Origin of the sequence: Streptomyces palmae (assembly GCF_004684805.1) — a bacterium.
Lineage (GTDB): Bacteria > Actinomycetota > Actinomycetes > Streptomycetales > Streptomycetaceae > Streptomyces > Streptomyces palmae.
Genome location: NZ_SRID01000204.1, coordinates 1 through 12,212 on the forward strand (window position 1 = coordinate 1; position 12,212 = coordinate 12,212).

A 12,212-nucleotide genomic window follows, 5' to 3' on the forward strand; every position below is an offset into this window, starting at 1 on the left:
CTGCCGCCCCTGCCGAGGCGTATCCCCGGCCCCCGAACACACCAGGCCCGACCCCGCCGACGTCCACGCCCGAGTCCAACAGCTCCGCGCCGCCTTCCGGCCTCTCGAAAGGAATCCCGCATGACCTTGCAGGACGCGCCCCCTGATCTGAGGGCACGATGGAGGGGAGGAGGCGACGCCATGACCCCTATGACCGATGACCGGCCGCAGATGCTCGTCCAGGAGTTCGAGCAGCTGGCGCGTACGGCGCCGGAGACCGTGACGCTCGAATTCATCAAGGGAAGGCTAGAGGTCAAGCCAGTGCCGGACGGTGTCCACGGGGCGATCATGATGTGGTTGACCAGGCAGTGCTTGCAGCATCGTCCTGAACTGGACCTCTGGCCGGAGAAGGGGCTGAAGGTCGAGACGTACCGGAAGGGGCGTGCCCGTCCGGACGGTTGTCTCGTGCCCATTGATCACTTCGTGAAAGAGGGAGATTGGGCCGATCCCGATGGCGTGCTGATGACTGTGGAGGTCACCTCGCACGACTGGGACACTGACCAGCGCGACCGTGTGGACAAGCGTGACGGATACGCGGCGGCCGGCATCCCCGTCTACCTCCTCATCGACCGCGAGGACAGCTCGATCACTGTCCACAGCCGGCCCGAGGGTGGCACGTACCGCAGGGCGGTGAAACAGCCCTTCGGCGAGACGATCGAGATCCCAGCCCCCGTCGGCTTCACGCTCGGCACCGAGAAGCTGCGCGACTACGCGGGCTAGTACGTGGCGGGTGCGGTGCCACGACGGTAGGAGGGCGACGCTTCGGCAACCGCCGAAGGGTCCCGGACCTACCGTCGCACCATGAGTTCGCACGCTTACGCCACCCACCTGCATTGGGACGGCTCCACGGCTGCCGGGATCCGCTCCTACTCGCGCGACCACGTCGCCATCGCACCGCCCGCCGCCGCGGAAGTGGCGTTGAGCGCGGACCCGGCCTTCCGGGGCAGCCCTGAGCGGCTCAACCCGGAACAGCTCGTCGTCATGGCCGCCTCCTCCTGCCAGATGCTGTCCTTCCTGGGCGCCGCCGCCCGCGCCGGCATCGACGTGCTGGCCTACGACGACGAGGCGAGCAGTCATCTCGACCTGAGGGCCCAGCCCGCCCGCCTCGGCGCGATCCACCTGGCCGTCACCGTCAAGGTCGCCGCCGGGACCGACGAGGCCGAGGTGCGGAAGCTGGCCGAACAGGCTCACCGTGAGTGCTACATCGCCAACTCGCTGTCGGTGCCCGTGGACGTGACCACCACGGTGGTGATCGCATGACCGCCCACCTCCAGGACCTTGAGGTCCATCTCCCCGACCGGCCCGGCGCGCTGGCCGACCTCGGCCAGGCCCTCGGCCGCGCGGGGGTGAGCCTGGAGGGCGGCGGCGTATTCACCCATGACGGCCGGGCCATCGCGCACTATCTGGTCGACAACGGCTCGATCGCGCTCCGGGCCGCCACCGAGGCCGCCCTTGGCACCGCCGCCGTCCGGGATGTCGTCATGACCCGGCTGGACCAGGAGACACCCGGACAACTCGGCGCGCTGGCACGGCTGCTGGGCGACGCGGGAGTGAACGTGCTGGTCCAGTACAGCGATCACACCGGCAATCTCGTCCTGATCGTGGCGGAGGAGCACGTGAAAGCGTGCCGCGACGTCGTCGGGCGCTGGGAGAACCGCTGACGGAGGGGTCCGGAGACGCCCGTCGATCCCAGCGCCCGCGTCAGGTGGTGCGGGCGCGGCGCGCGGGCTTCGCGGGCGGTCCGGTGCCGCCTGTCCGCGAACGCGCGCCACGCCGCCCCACGTGGGACGATGGACGCGGACCGCACTTCGGTGCCGGAGGCCGGCCCGGCACGGCGCGGTGACGTGTGCGCACCGGCCCTGACCCTCCCGGCCGACGGCTACCGGCGACCTCTACTGACACGCTGGGGAGGCTCCCCGTGAGCGAACGTCTCGACGCGTGGCCGGAGCTCGACCACGCGGAGTTGGCGCCCATGGTCGACTACGTGAACCGCATCTCCCAGGTCGCGGGCAAATACACCCTGGACTATCCCTTCGAGGCGGGCTGGGGCAACGTCGTCCTGGAGGTCACGCCCCGCGGACTCGGTACACCGGTGTTCCGCCACCCGGACGTGACCTTCACCGTGCACTACCGCCTCCTCGACGGCGACGTCGTGATCGAGACGGACAAGGACGAACGGAGACTCCCGTTGACCGGGGGCTCGGTCGCCGCGTTCTACCAGGCGTTCTGCGACGCCGCGGTCGAACTCGGCATGCCCCGCCCGCGCACCTCGCTGATCTGCGAGATCCCGGACTCCCCGGCCACCTTCGAAGACGATCGGGCCGAACGGACCTGGGACCCGCACGCGGCCCGCCTGATGTGGCAGGCCATGAACATGGCCTCCAGCGGGCTGGAGGCCTGGCAGGCGCCCTTCCTGGGTCATCGCCCGCGGGTGGGTGTGATGTGGGGCGGGTTCGACCTGTCCGCCACCCGGCACCGGGCGCAGCCCACCACCCCGCCGAAGGACGCGCCGACGTTCATGCAGAACGCGCAGCTCAACGCGTACGTCTCGGTGGGCTTCTCGTTCAAGAACGTGCCCGACAGGCCGAGCATCGGCATGTACGCCTACATCTGGCCGCAGCCGGACGGTCTGGAGGGCCGGTCCTGGGGAGTGGACGGCGCCACCTGGGAGGCGGACGCCGGCCTGGTGCTGCTGCCCTGGGACGTCCTGCGGCGGACCGAGGACCCGCACCAGGCGATCGTGATGTTCGGCGACGCGGTCTACCAGGCCGCGATCGACACGGCCGACTGGCCGTCCGACCTCGTCGGACCACGCGTGGACGGCTGGCGCGCGAGCCGGACCCCGGCCTCGACCCTCCAACACATGCACGGCTGACCCCGCGGGGGCGCCCAGCAGGTGGCCGATGGGGGAAGCCGAAGGCGTACCCGAGCTGGGTGCGGGGACCGCCGACCGCGGAATCACACTGCCGTGGGGCCCGGGAACGTTCTGGCCGGCTTGCCGGCGCTCGTGCTGTCGTGCCGCATCGCGTACGTCTCGTACGGTACGAACGTTCCGTCTTCGACGCGCCGGTCGCAGGTGCCGGTGCGGGTGAAGCCGGCTTTGGCCAGGACACGGCCGGAGGCCGGGTTGCCGGGGTGGTGCCTGGCTTCCAGGCGGGCCAGGCCCGTGGTGGTGAACGCGAAGGCGACGACCTGGTGGAGGGCTTCGGTGGCGTAGCCGTTGCCCCAGGTGCCGTCGCGCAGGATGTAGCTGACGGTGCCCATGCCGGGTGCCCGTCGCCGTACGGCGATCAGGCCGATCATCTCGCCTTCGGCGAGGATGCCCCAGCTCCACTGCGACCGGGGATCCTCTGAAGCCCCGGCGAGGGCGGTGCGGATCTTCACCTCGGCCTGGTCAGGGGTGAGGGTCTTGCCCGTGGTGAAGCGGATCGAGGCACCGCTGTAGATCCGGGTGAGGGCCGGGGCGTCGTCGAGAGTCAGCGCGCGCAAGGTCACCATGCTTCGGTCAGTTCCTCGGCCGTGGGGCGGTCGGCCGGGTCGGGGGCCAGGCAGGCGGTGATGGCTTTCTCAAACTCGGGAAACAGCCATGGCCGGAGGTCGCACAGATTCCTGGTGGTGCCCTTGGCGATGACGATCAGCTTCTCCCTGCGGTCGGCGCTGTCCGCGTAGGGGACGGGGTGACAGCCGGTCCAGGCCCAGAACAGCGATGCGCCCAAGCTCCAGACGTCGGCCGCCGGCTGGGCCTGGATGTGCGTGTCGCCGGGGGTGGAAAGGATGGCGTCGGCGATCTCGGGCGCGGTGGTGTGGGTCAAGGCTCCCCGATACGGCAGCCGTCCCTCGGGGGCGGGGTCGGGGCCGCAGGCGAGGGCGTAGTCGATGACCTCGGCGCGGCCGTCGCCGGTGATGAGGGTGTTGGTGGGCTGGACGTCGGCGTGTGCCCACCCTTCGCCGTGCATACGGGCCAGGTGCTCGGCCCACGTACGGGCGATCCCCCGGAGCCAGGGGCGGACGGAGCGCCGGTCGCCTTCCGGCCCGCGCGCCAGGGCGAGCGCACGCCACAACAGGGCGCCGTCGATCCAGCGGACCGCGAGCCACCGACCGTCCTGCCAGACTCCGGCATCGACGCGGTAGCCGGGACCGAGCGCGCCGGCCGCGGTGAGGCGGATCAGGTGGTCGTCCTCCTGCGCCATTTCGGCCGCCTTGCTCCCAGCCGTGTCCTGGTCCGGGTTGTTCGCCTTCAGAGCGACGGCGCCGCGGGGCCCGCAGACCTTCCAGGCACGCGTGCCACGCCGGTCGCTCAGGAGCCGGGTGGTGAGGGGTTCGCCGAGCCGGTCGGCGAGGAGGTCGAGGGCTTGGCCGGGGGCAGGAACCGCCTGGACCATGTCCGGATCTCCTTCCATTGGGCGGGGATGTGCGCGAACAGGTCGCGGCCGTCGTCGCTCGCCGCGGCGAGCGAGGCGCCCAGGTCCGGGGTCGCGGTCAGGAAGCGCGGATCGCGTCGGCGCACGGCGGCCCGCACAGGGAGGAACGAGACCGGGGCCGCCGGGATCCGCTCTCCCGAGCGGGCGAGTTCGACTTCATCCGCGTGGAACTTGCCGACCATGACTCCGACCGGGGCGTAGATGACCTTGAGGGCCCAGTGCGGCCACGCCAGCAGACCACGGTGCCGGGCGCCGGGGACGTCACCCAAGAGGACGATGTTCTCGCACCGCAGGCCGCCGTGCGGCCGGTTCAGCAGCGGCCGGAGCCACTCGGCGGCCTGGACACCCGCGAAGAACAGCTCCGCCTCCACCGCCTCGGCATCCCCGGTGGCCCGGTAGACGCTCCACGCGGTCAGGCCCCGGTGCAGGGAAGGCTTCAGGTAGGGGCAGAAGGCGGTCATCTGCTCTACGTACGCACTGATTTCCACGCTCGTCGGCAGCGGCGTACTGCGCTCGACCAGGCGCAGCGCCCCGGCGGTGGACCGGGACGCCACCGTGGTGCGGGCCGCGGTCACCTGCGGTCGGTCTCCGGTACGAGGTCGTCATCGCCTCCGCCGCCGATCGGCGAGCAGTCCCACTCGGCGACCACGGTCCCGGTGGCGCGGTAGCGGGCGATGGCCTCGTGGTCCAGTCTGCCCTCGGCGTCAGTGAACCAGATCTCCGGCAGCGGGCCGTATGCCTCCTCGTAGGCGGTCACCCAGGAGATGGGGCCTTGACCCTTGTTGGCGGCATGACCGATCGGCCGGCCCGCGGTCTCCCGGCAGAGAGCCTGGTACTGGGGAGTGCCGAGCATCTGGTGCCAGACGGCGTCCACGGCCGGGGAGAACATCTCCGCGGCGGACTGACCGTTCCTGAGGCGCCGGCCGGCGATGACGAGGAACCTGCGCAATTCGGATGTTGCGGTGCTCATGTCGTACCCCTCTCGATCGCAGGGTGGTACCGGGACCGGGAGACCTTGTTCCCAGGCGTCCCTGAACTCGCCGGGCGTGCGGCAGCTCACAACGCCCTGGCGGGAGTGCCCTCGGCGGCTCGTCGGTGAGTCGACGCTACGGACGGCGCGGGCGGATTCTCAACGGTGTTGCGGATGGTTGCGCGGATTACTCCAGGGCCGCGGCGTGGATGAGTTCGCGGGCGGCGTCCCCGTGGACCGCCATCCGAGCCAGTGCCTGGAATGCCCTGGCGTAGTCGGCGAGTTCGCGCGGCTGACGGATGTTGATCCCGGCGGTGAGGGTCTCCACGACGACGTGACGGTCGTCGTAGAGGTAGAACGCCTCCAGCGGCCACACTGTGCGCCGGGCGCCTGCGGGGATGATGCCGAGGGAGACCGACGGCAAGGGCATCACGGTGAGCAGGTGACGCAGTTGGCCGGCCATCGTGGTCGTCGTTCCGATCCGGGTACGCAGAACCCACTCCTCGATGAGGACGACGAAGCGGTGGTCGCCCTCGTAGAGGAAGCGGGAACGGGCCAGGCGGGCGGCGACGGCTTCGGGGATGTCGTCCGGGGTGCCCTGGAAGTCGGTGATGGAGCGCATCAGGGCGGTCGCGTAGTCGGCGGTCTGGAAGAAGCCCGGGATGACGTTGGACACGTAGGCCCGGCAGACGCGGGCGGTGGCGTTGCGGGCGAGGACGTCCTCTTGTGCCCTGCGCATACCGGCGCGGTGCTGGCGGCGCCATTCCATGTACAGCGACTCCACCGCGCGGGCGGTCGCCACCAGGTCATCGGCCTGGTCGTCAGCCTCGCAGGCCCTGCACCAGGCCCGGATGTCGGCGTCGGAGGGAGCTGCCTTGGCACCCAGGATCCGGGAGGTCTTGGCCTTGTCCCAGCGGCACCGGCGGGACAGCTCGCGCCCATTGATGCCGGCGTCCTTCATCAGGTGGCCCAGGCGCACCGCAAGGGCTTCGCGGGCGGCCTGGGCGCTGGACGAGGGGGAGACGGGCATGAGGTGGAGTGCGTGTCCTGTGACGGGCGGGTCAGAGGGTGTACTTGTCGTGCGGGACGGCGCGCTCCCACACCTTCTCGAACGCGGTCGCACACAGGGCGGCCACGGTCGGGTCGGTGGTGCGCTCCTTGCCGTTGTCGGCCCAGTCGCCGGTGCCGGTGAAGTGGTTGAACTGTACGAGCCGGTCGTCCAGGAGCCAGAAGTCGTTACCGGGCAACGGGATGTCGGAGGCGTGGCGGCGGGGCAGCCAGCGGACCTGTTCACCGGCCTGGAGGTTGAGCGGGGTGATGGCGTGCTCATAGCGGATGTAGTCGGTGACCGGCTCGGAGACGATCCTCGCCCGGCGCATCACCACTCCGCGACCGACCGCCTCTTGGACCAGGGGTGTCCACTGCGGCCAGAACGAGCGCGTCGGGTCCAGGTTGGGCACTCCGGTGCTCAGGAAGGCGGCGTAGTCGTCGGCTTCGTCGCCCACCGAGTAGAGGTCGCGCATCTCCAGATGGACGGCCGTGCGCTCGGTGGCGGCCAGGAGTTCAGCGAACGTCGCGGTGTTCAGCTGCTGCGCGTTCAGCGGCATCGCATGCCTCCCTGAGGATTGGCACCATCCGGGCCGGGATGCGGATCACCCTCTCGTGGGCGGGGATCCCCGTCGTGTGGCCGGCCACCCACTCGGTCTCGCGGACCAGGGTCTGGAGGAGTTCGTCGGCTTCCTCGCCCTGCACGACCAGATCCGCGGACTCCTCTTCCACCCACACCGAGGGCGACCCCTCCCCTCCGGTGTTCGGGTCGATTCCGACGAACCGTAACTCCACGGCGGCCTCCCCTGCCAAGCGGTTGAGAGTGATTGCGCGGAACGACGGTCTCGCGCACCGATGTCGACGGTCAAGTGCGCGGGCCGTGCGAGCACACGCGGAGGAGTCGTGTCCGAGCGACGCGGGGTGGGGCATGGGCCGGCAGCGCCTGCGCGAATCCCGCCCTCGCGCACCGACGCCGACGGTCGACCGGGCGCTGCATGCCGCATGATGTGCGGCATGGAGCACATAGCTGAGGTCACCGGGCACTGGATGCCGACGGTGGCGCTGCGGGTCGACGTGGCGGGCGGGGAGACGGCGGCGCTGCTGCTCGCCTCCTCCGGGCGGGTCCGGGGCGACGCGGACCTGGTCTTCCACCGCCAGCCCGAGCATCCGTCGAGGGCGGTCCGGCTCGGCCCCTCGGGGCTGGAGATCGATCTTGCCGGGGTCGAGTCGGAGGTGGGGCGGATCGTGGTCGCCTGCTCCTCCGGGCACGGTGCCTTCGAGGCGGTCCCCGCGCTGGGGGCGTTCGCACCGGACGGGGCGGCCGTCCTCTCGTACACGATGGCGGAGCCGGTGGAGGTGCCCGCCGTCGCCCTCGGGGAGTTCTTCCGGGAGGCGGGCGGCTGGAAGTTCCAGGCGCTCGGGCAGGGATACGGCGCCGGGTTCGCCGGACTGGTCGAGGAGTACGGGATCGAGGTCGCGGACGCCGCGCCGGTGCGGGGCGGGTCCCTGCCGGTGCCGCTGACCGGGGTGGTGAAGGTGCCGGGGCAGGAGCCGCCCCCGGAGGGCGCCTACGTGCCGGGCCTCTACCCGCCCACCGAGCGGCCGTACCAGCTTGTCGAGGGCTGGGACTTCGGCCCGGTCTTCGAGCCGTTCACCGCGGCGGGGCACGGCCATGACGTGATCACCGTCGACGCCTCGGTGCCCCCCGGGCCCGTGCTCGTCGAGCTGGCCCATGAGGGCGAGGGGTACGTCTCCCTCTACCCGCTCGACCGGCACAACAAGGACGAGGAGTTCCTCTTCGCCTCCCCGCTGCCCGACTTCCGGGGCAGCAGGGTCACCCAGGCCCCGATGGGGCGGCCGCTGCGGTTCCGGATCACCGCGACCAACCGGTGGCAGCTGCGGGTCAAGCCGGTCGCCGCCGCGCGCCGGCTCCAGGGGACGCTGTACGGCTACGGCCCCGAGGCGCTGCTCCACACCGGCCCGGGGGTCGACCTGCGGGTGGACTTCAGAGGCGATCGGAACGTCGACGGCGGCTATGTCAGCCTGCACACCTTCGAGGTGGAAGGCCACGACAGCCTGCCGACCGACAACCGCTTCCTGCTCTCCGACTCGGGTTCGCTGCGACGGACGGTGCCGATCCCCGACGGTCCGGTGGTGGTGCGCTACTACGCCGCCGGAACCTGGAGGCTCACCGCCAAGGAGCTGGATTCCTAGGGCCGCACCAGGCGACGTTCGTCCGGGGTCCGCGCGCCCCGCGTCGCTCCGTGAGCGGGTGGCCTCCTCGCTGTCTCCGGGAGCCGGCGGAGAGCGAGGACGGCCTCGGCCCAGAGCCCGACCCCTCATGGTCCCGTCCAGGAAGAACGCTGGATCATCGGGCGCGTCCCGCCTTACGGTGGCGCCATGAGCGATCACTCGGGAGTGCCCGCCGCGCCCGTCCCGGCCTTTGAACCTCCCTACTACGTAGCTGTCTTCAGTACGGTGCGAACCCCGGAACAGGGCGGCTACAGCGAGACCAACGCACGCATGGAAGAGCTGGTCAAGGACGTCCCCGGGTTCCTGGGGATGGACCACGCGCAGACCCCCGGCGGGTTGGGCATCACCGTCGGGTACTTCCGCGACGCCGACGCCCTCGCGGAGTGGCGGAGCGACGCCGAGCACCGCGCGGCGCAGAAGTGCGGGCGAGCCGAGTGGTACCAGAGCTACACGCTGCACGTGGCGAAGGTGGAGCGGAGCCACGGGTTCACACGGGCGACAGCAGGCTGACGACCGACATCACCTCCTGGTCCGGCAGCCCGCGCGGCCTCACTGGTGGCGAGGCCCGCGCCGCCGCTTCCGCGGGGTCCGCGACCAAGGTCCGTATCCGCGGATCAGAGGTCGGCCTGGAGGAGGCGGTACCGACGTCGACGGTGTCGAGCGTGAGCAGGCCCGCGAGGTGGGCGCGGTCCCGTCCCGCCGCTGCGCCGGTGACGGGAGCCGCGGCCTCGGCCGACACGGTCGTCGAGTGAGAGGACGAGATGGCATGGACGTGTACGAGGCCGTGGACAGCCGCCGAGCCGTGCGGGCGTTCAGCGGTGAGCCGGTGCCCAAGGAGATACTCGAGCGCGTGCTGGCCGCGGCGGGGCGGGCGCCGTCGAGTGGCAACCTCCAGCCGTGGCGGGTGTACGTCGTCAGCGGCGAGCCGCTGGCCGAACTGAAGCGGCGCGCGACGGCCCGGGCGCTGGCGGGAGACCCCGGCGACGAGCGGGAGTACCCGATGTACCCGGCCGAACTGGCCTCCCCGTACCAGGACCGCTTCGCCGCCGCGGCCGCCCAGCGGTACCAGGCGCTGGGCATCGAGCGCGAGGACCCCGACAGGCCCAGGAAGATCGCAGCCTTGAACTCGGGGGCCTTCGGGGCGCCGGTCGTCCTGTTCTGCTACCTGGACCGGGCGATGGGGCCCGGGCAGTGGGGGGACGCGGGGATGTTCCTGCAGACGGTCATGCTGCTGCTGCGGGCGGAGGGCCTGCACAGCTGCCCCCAGGTGATGTGGACGATGTACCGCGGCACCGTCAGCCGGATCGTCGGAGCGGATGACGGGCTCGTGCTGTTCTGCGGTGTCTCGGTGGGGTACGAGAGGGAAGGCGTGCCGCCACTGCGTACCGGACGGGCGGACATGGGGGAGACCGTGCGCTTCATCGGGGTGTGACCGCCGGACCCCGCTGACCGGCAGCCGTGGCCGCGGCCCGGACACACCCCTCACCTGCCGGCCGGCGGTGCGTCACCCTGGCCAAGGCTTACTACAAGGGGCGGGCCGGCGATGGCGTACGGGCCGGGCCGGCGACGGTGTGCGGGGTCGGCCACCGTTGGGAACCGGCCACCGCACCCTCGCGTCCCAGACTCGCGGACGGTCACCGGGCGGGTGGCGTGGGGCGAACGACGGGGGCAGAGCGGATGCGAGCGACAGGCCAGGGGACGCGCGGGCGGACGGTCACCCGGAGGTGGCCGGTCTACCTCGTGGCCGTCGGGGTCTCCCTGACCGCACTGACCGGCTGCGACGGGGGCGACCAGGCCGATCCGCCCAAGCCCACCGGTTCGGCCGAGCCCACCCGGTCCGGCGACCCGGCCTCGCCGTTCGGCGCGGGCTGGGACCGCGCCGCCGACCCCGGGGCCGTCCACCGGGCCGGCGGCAAGGGGATCCCCGCCTTCCGACTCGCGCTCCCCAAGCGGTTCACCCTGGGCGAGGGCTACTCGGGTTATCGGACGCCGGCGGGCGAGCAGGCATCCAAGGAGTGCGAGAACGACCGGGCGCAGTGGGTGGTGGACCCCGACGACGGAGACCGCGCGGGCTCCGCCTTCTACAGCTGGTCCTCACTCTCCACCGGCTGCGAGGTGGACGAGCAGGTGAACCGGACGCCGATCAACGGGCAGCACCCGCACTACCGCACCACCGCCGACATCCCGGCCGAAGTGGACAAGACCGCCCGCACGGTACGCACCGCGCTCGGCCCGGCGCGCGTCTTCACCCAGAAGTACACCCAGTGCACCCAGAAGTGCCGTTACTACGACGAGGCGTTCGCGGTCATCACCCTGGACAAGCCCGCCGATCCGCACCACCCGGCGCTGGTGTTCACCTCCAAGGACGGCGTCTCCGAGAGCGACCTGGTCCGCGTGGTCACCCAGGACCTGCGGCCGGCCTGAACCGGACGCGGCCGACCCTGCCCCGCCTGGCCCCGCCGTGTTCGAGACCGTCCGACGGAACCGTTTCCTCCCTGTCTTCGATTGGTAACAGCGTGGCGTGGCACGCGAGTTGTCGGCGGTGCGCAGGGCACCCTCGATGTGTCATACAAGAGTGCGATGTACCGCTGACCACGGGGGAACACCATGAACACGTCTGCGCGCAAGAGCCCCAGGGGCCTGAAGACCTACGCCCTCGGAGCCGCGGCGGTGGCCGCGATTCTGACGGCCACGGCCTGCGACCCGAGCGGCTCGGACGACACCAAGTCCTCGGACAAGGCGAGCGCCTCCAGCCCGGCCCAGTCCGGGGGGACGGCCCCGTCCAAGCCGGCCGGCGGCTCGGACGGCACCGACGGTGGTAGCGGCGGAAGCGGCGCCAACAGCGGCAGCGACACCGGCAGCGACACCGGGAGCGGAAGCGGCACCGACGACGGCAGCAAGGCCAACGGCGGCGGCGACAGTGGTGGCAGCGCCGGCAGCAGTGCCATCGCCGCCTGTGAGACCAAGGATCTCTCCTTCGGTACCGAGAGCAAGGACGAGCCCTCCGAGGACGTCAGGCACATCCTCATCACCGTCACCAACACCGGCAGCAAGAAGTGCAACCTCTACAGCTACCCGGACATCCACTTCAACGGTGCCCGGCAGGCGATCAGCATGATCAAGGACAGCGACGGGGGCGAGAAGTTCCTCACCCTTGAGCCGGGGAAGGACGGGTACGCCGCTCTGCTCCTGTCCGGCGGCGGCATGGACACGATGGACGTGAAGAACATCCCCGTCCGCCTCCAGGGTGCTCAGCCCGGCAGCGGTATGAGCCCGACGGTCAATGTCGACCTGCCCGGCGAGGAGGCGCTGCCGATGGACGATGGCGCCCGCGTCACCGCCTGGGGGCCCGCGGAGGGATTCCTCCTGCGCTTCATCATGGACCTCTGACCGGTTTCCACCGGGTCCGGCAGGGGGCGTAGGGCGCAGGCCCAGCGCATGGCAGCGGCGCGACCCCGCCACACACCGTGGCGGGGTCGCGC

At 71.3% G+C, this 12,212-nt stretch carries 16 protein-coding genes; 9 read left to right on the forward strand and 7 right to left on the reverse strand.

The features are described 5' to 3' along the window. The first annotated feature begins 180 nt into the window (after positions 1-180). The 4 genes from E4099_RS20215 to E4099_RS20230 all read left to right on the forward strand — a co-directional run bounded on the left by E4099_RS20215 (position 181) and on the right by E4099_RS20230 (position 2,914). Positions 181-759 (forward strand): Uma2 family endonuclease, encoded by a 579-nt coding sequence (locus E4099_RS20215; RefSeq protein ID WP_135340516.1) that lies wholly within the window; start codon positions 181-183, stop codon positions 757-759. 81 nt (positions 760-840) lie between these two features. Then, positions 841-1,299, forward strand: a complete 459-nt coding sequence (locus tag E4099_RS20220) for an OsmC family protein (protein ID WP_135340502.1) — start codon at positions 841-843, stop codon at positions 1,297-1,299. Beyond that, positions 1,296-1,700: an ACT domain-containing protein gene (locus E4099_RS20225; protein ID WP_135340503.1), complete on the forward strand. Its 405-nt coding sequence runs from the start codon at positions 1,296-1,298 to the stop codon at positions 1,698-1,700. The genes E4099_RS20220 and E4099_RS20225 overlap by 4 nt, the downstream gene beginning before the upstream one ends. Positions 1,701-1,957: 257 nt before the next feature. Beyond that, positions 1,958-2,914 (forward strand): DUF5996 family protein, encoded by a 957-nt coding sequence (locus tag E4099_RS20230; protein WP_135340504.1) that lies wholly within the window; start codon positions 1,958-1,960, stop codon positions 2,912-2,914. A gap of 83 nt (positions 2,915-2,997) precedes the next feature. Here E4099_RS20230 and E4099_RS20235 read toward each other — a convergent pair whose 3' ends face one another. From E4099_RS20235 to E4099_RS20265, 7 genes are all read right to left on the reverse strand, one after another. Further along, the gene (locus E4099_RS20235) at positions 2,998-3,537 is read right to left on the reverse strand and encodes a GNAT family N-acetyltransferase (protein ID WP_135340505.1); all 540 of its coding nucleotides are present in this window, start codon (positions 3,535-3,537) and stop codon (positions 2,998-3,000) included. Further along, complete coding sequence (locus E4099_RS20240) at positions 3,531-4,421, reverse strand: protein kinase domain-containing protein (protein ID WP_135340506.1); 891 nt, start codon at positions 4,419-4,421, stop codon at positions 3,531-3,533. The genes E4099_RS20235 and E4099_RS20240 overlap by 7 nt, the downstream gene beginning before the upstream one ends. Further along, a complete protein-coding gene (locus E4099_RS20245; protein ID WP_135340507.1) occupies positions 4,337-5,035 on the reverse strand; it encodes a DUF6875 domain-containing protein in 699 nt (232 codons plus the stop codon). Before E4099_RS20245 ends, E4099_RS20240 begins: the two co-directional genes overlap by 85 nt. Further along, positions 5,032-5,430 (reverse strand): hypothetical protein, encoded by a 399-nt coding sequence (locus tag E4099_RS20250; protein ID WP_135340508.1) that lies wholly within the window; start codon positions 5,428-5,430, stop codon positions 5,032-5,034. Before E4099_RS20250 ends, E4099_RS20245 begins: the two co-directional genes overlap by 4 nt. Before the next feature lie 187 nt (positions 5,431-5,617). Next, positions 5,618-6,460 carry a DUF5753 domain-containing protein gene (locus E4099_RS20255; protein ID WP_135340509.1) on the reverse strand — a complete coding sequence of 281 codons (843 nt, stop codon included), beginning with the start codon at positions 6,458-6,460 and terminating at the stop codon, positions 5,618-5,620. Between the two features lie 31 nt (positions 6,461-6,491). Beyond that, positions 6,492-7,037 (reverse strand): DUF6879 family protein, encoded by a 546-nt coding sequence (locus E4099_RS20260; RefSeq protein WP_135340510.1) that lies wholly within the window; start codon positions 7,035-7,037, stop codon positions 6,492-6,494. Next, positions 6,994-7,272, reverse strand: coding sequence for a hypothetical protein (locus tag E4099_RS20265; protein WP_135340517.1), 279 nt, complete (start codon positions 7,270-7,272; stop codon positions 6,994-6,996). Before E4099_RS20265 ends, E4099_RS20260 begins: the two co-directional genes overlap by 44 nt. Positions 7,273-7,491: 219 nt before the next feature. Here E4099_RS20265 and E4099_RS20270 point away from each other — a divergent pair, with 219 nt between their 5' ends. From E4099_RS20270 to E4099_RS20290, 5 genes are all read left to right on the forward strand, one after another. Beyond that, positions 7,492-8,691 (forward strand): TerD family protein, encoded by a 1,200-nt coding sequence (locus tag E4099_RS20270; RefSeq protein WP_245245031.1) that lies wholly within the window; start codon positions 7,492-7,494, stop codon positions 8,689-8,691. Positions 8,692-8,877: 186 nt separating this feature from the next. After that, positions 8,878-9,240 carry an antibiotic biosynthesis monooxygenase family protein gene (locus tag E4099_RS20275; protein ID WP_135340512.1) on the forward strand — a complete coding sequence of 121 codons (363 nt, stop codon included), beginning with the start codon at positions 8,878-8,880 and terminating at the stop codon, positions 9,238-9,240. Between the two features lie 256 nt (positions 9,241-9,496). Beyond that, on the forward strand, positions 9,497-10,162 hold the full coding sequence (locus E4099_RS20280; protein WP_135340513.1) for a nitroreductase: 666 nt from the start codon (positions 9,497-9,499) through the stop codon (positions 10,160-10,162). 308 nt (positions 10,163-10,470) lie between these two features. Further along, the gene (locus E4099_RS20285; RefSeq protein ID WP_135340514.1) at positions 10,471-11,154 is read left to right on the forward strand and encodes a hypothetical protein; all 684 of its coding nucleotides are present in this window, start codon (positions 10,471-10,473) and stop codon (positions 11,152-11,154) included. Positions 11,155-11,337: 183 nt separating this feature from the next. After that, positions 11,338-12,120 carry a DUF4232 domain-containing protein gene (locus tag E4099_RS20290; RefSeq protein WP_135340515.1) on the forward strand — a complete coding sequence of 261 codons (783 nt, stop codon included), beginning with the start codon at positions 11,338-11,340 and terminating at the stop codon, positions 12,118-12,120. The last annotated feature ends 92 nt before the right edge of the window (positions 12,121-12,212 follow it).

Bases quoted from the DNA above. Each gene is read 5' to 3' on its own strand.
- E4099_RS20240 (WP_135340506.1), bottom strand. From the start codon at position 4,421: ATGGTCCAGGCGGTTCCTGCCCCCGGCCAAGCCCTCGACCTCCTCGCC.
- E4099_RS20225 (WP_135340503.1), top strand. From the start codon at position 1,296: ATGACCGCCCACCTCCAGGACCTTGAGGTCCATCTCCCCGACCGGCCC.
- E4099_RS20270 (WP_245245031.1), top strand. From the start codon at position 7,492: ATGGAGCACATAGCTGAGGTCACCGGGCACTGGATGCCGACGGTGGCG.
- E4099_RS20260 (WP_135340510.1), bottom strand. From the start codon at position 7,037: ATGCCGCTGAACGCGCAGCAGCTGAACACCGCGACGTTCGCTGAACTC.
- E4099_RS20275 (WP_135340512.1), top strand. From the start codon at position 8,878: ATGAGCGATCACTCGGGAGTGCCCGCCGCGCCCGTCCCGGCCTTTGAA.
- E4099_RS20250 (WP_135340508.1), bottom strand. From the start codon at position 5,430: ATGAGCACCGCAACATCCGAATTGCGCAGGTTCCTCGTCATCGCCGGC.
- E4099_RS20255 (WP_135340509.1), bottom strand. From the start codon at position 6,460: ATGCCCGTCTCCCCCTCGTCCAGCGCCCAGGCCGCCCGCGAAGCCCTT.
- E4099_RS20290 (WP_135340515.1), top strand. From the start codon at position 11,338: ATGAACACGTCTGCGCGCAAGAGCCCCAGGGGCCTGAAGACCTACGCC.
- E4099_RS20215 (WP_135340516.1), top strand. From the start codon at position 181: ATGACCCCTATGACCGATGACCGGCCGCAGATGCTCGTCCAGGAGTTC.
- E4099_RS20235 (WP_135340505.1), bottom strand. From the start codon at position 3,537: ATGGTGACCTTGCGCGCGCTGACTCTCGACGACGCCCCGGCCCTCACC.
- E4099_RS20220 (WP_135340502.1), top strand. From the start codon at position 841: ATGAGTTCGCACGCTTACGCCACCCACCTGCATTGGGACGGCTCCACG.
- E4099_RS20280 (WP_135340513.1), top strand. From the start codon at position 9,497: ATGGACGTGTACGAGGCCGTGGACAGCCGCCGAGCCGTGCGGGCGTTC.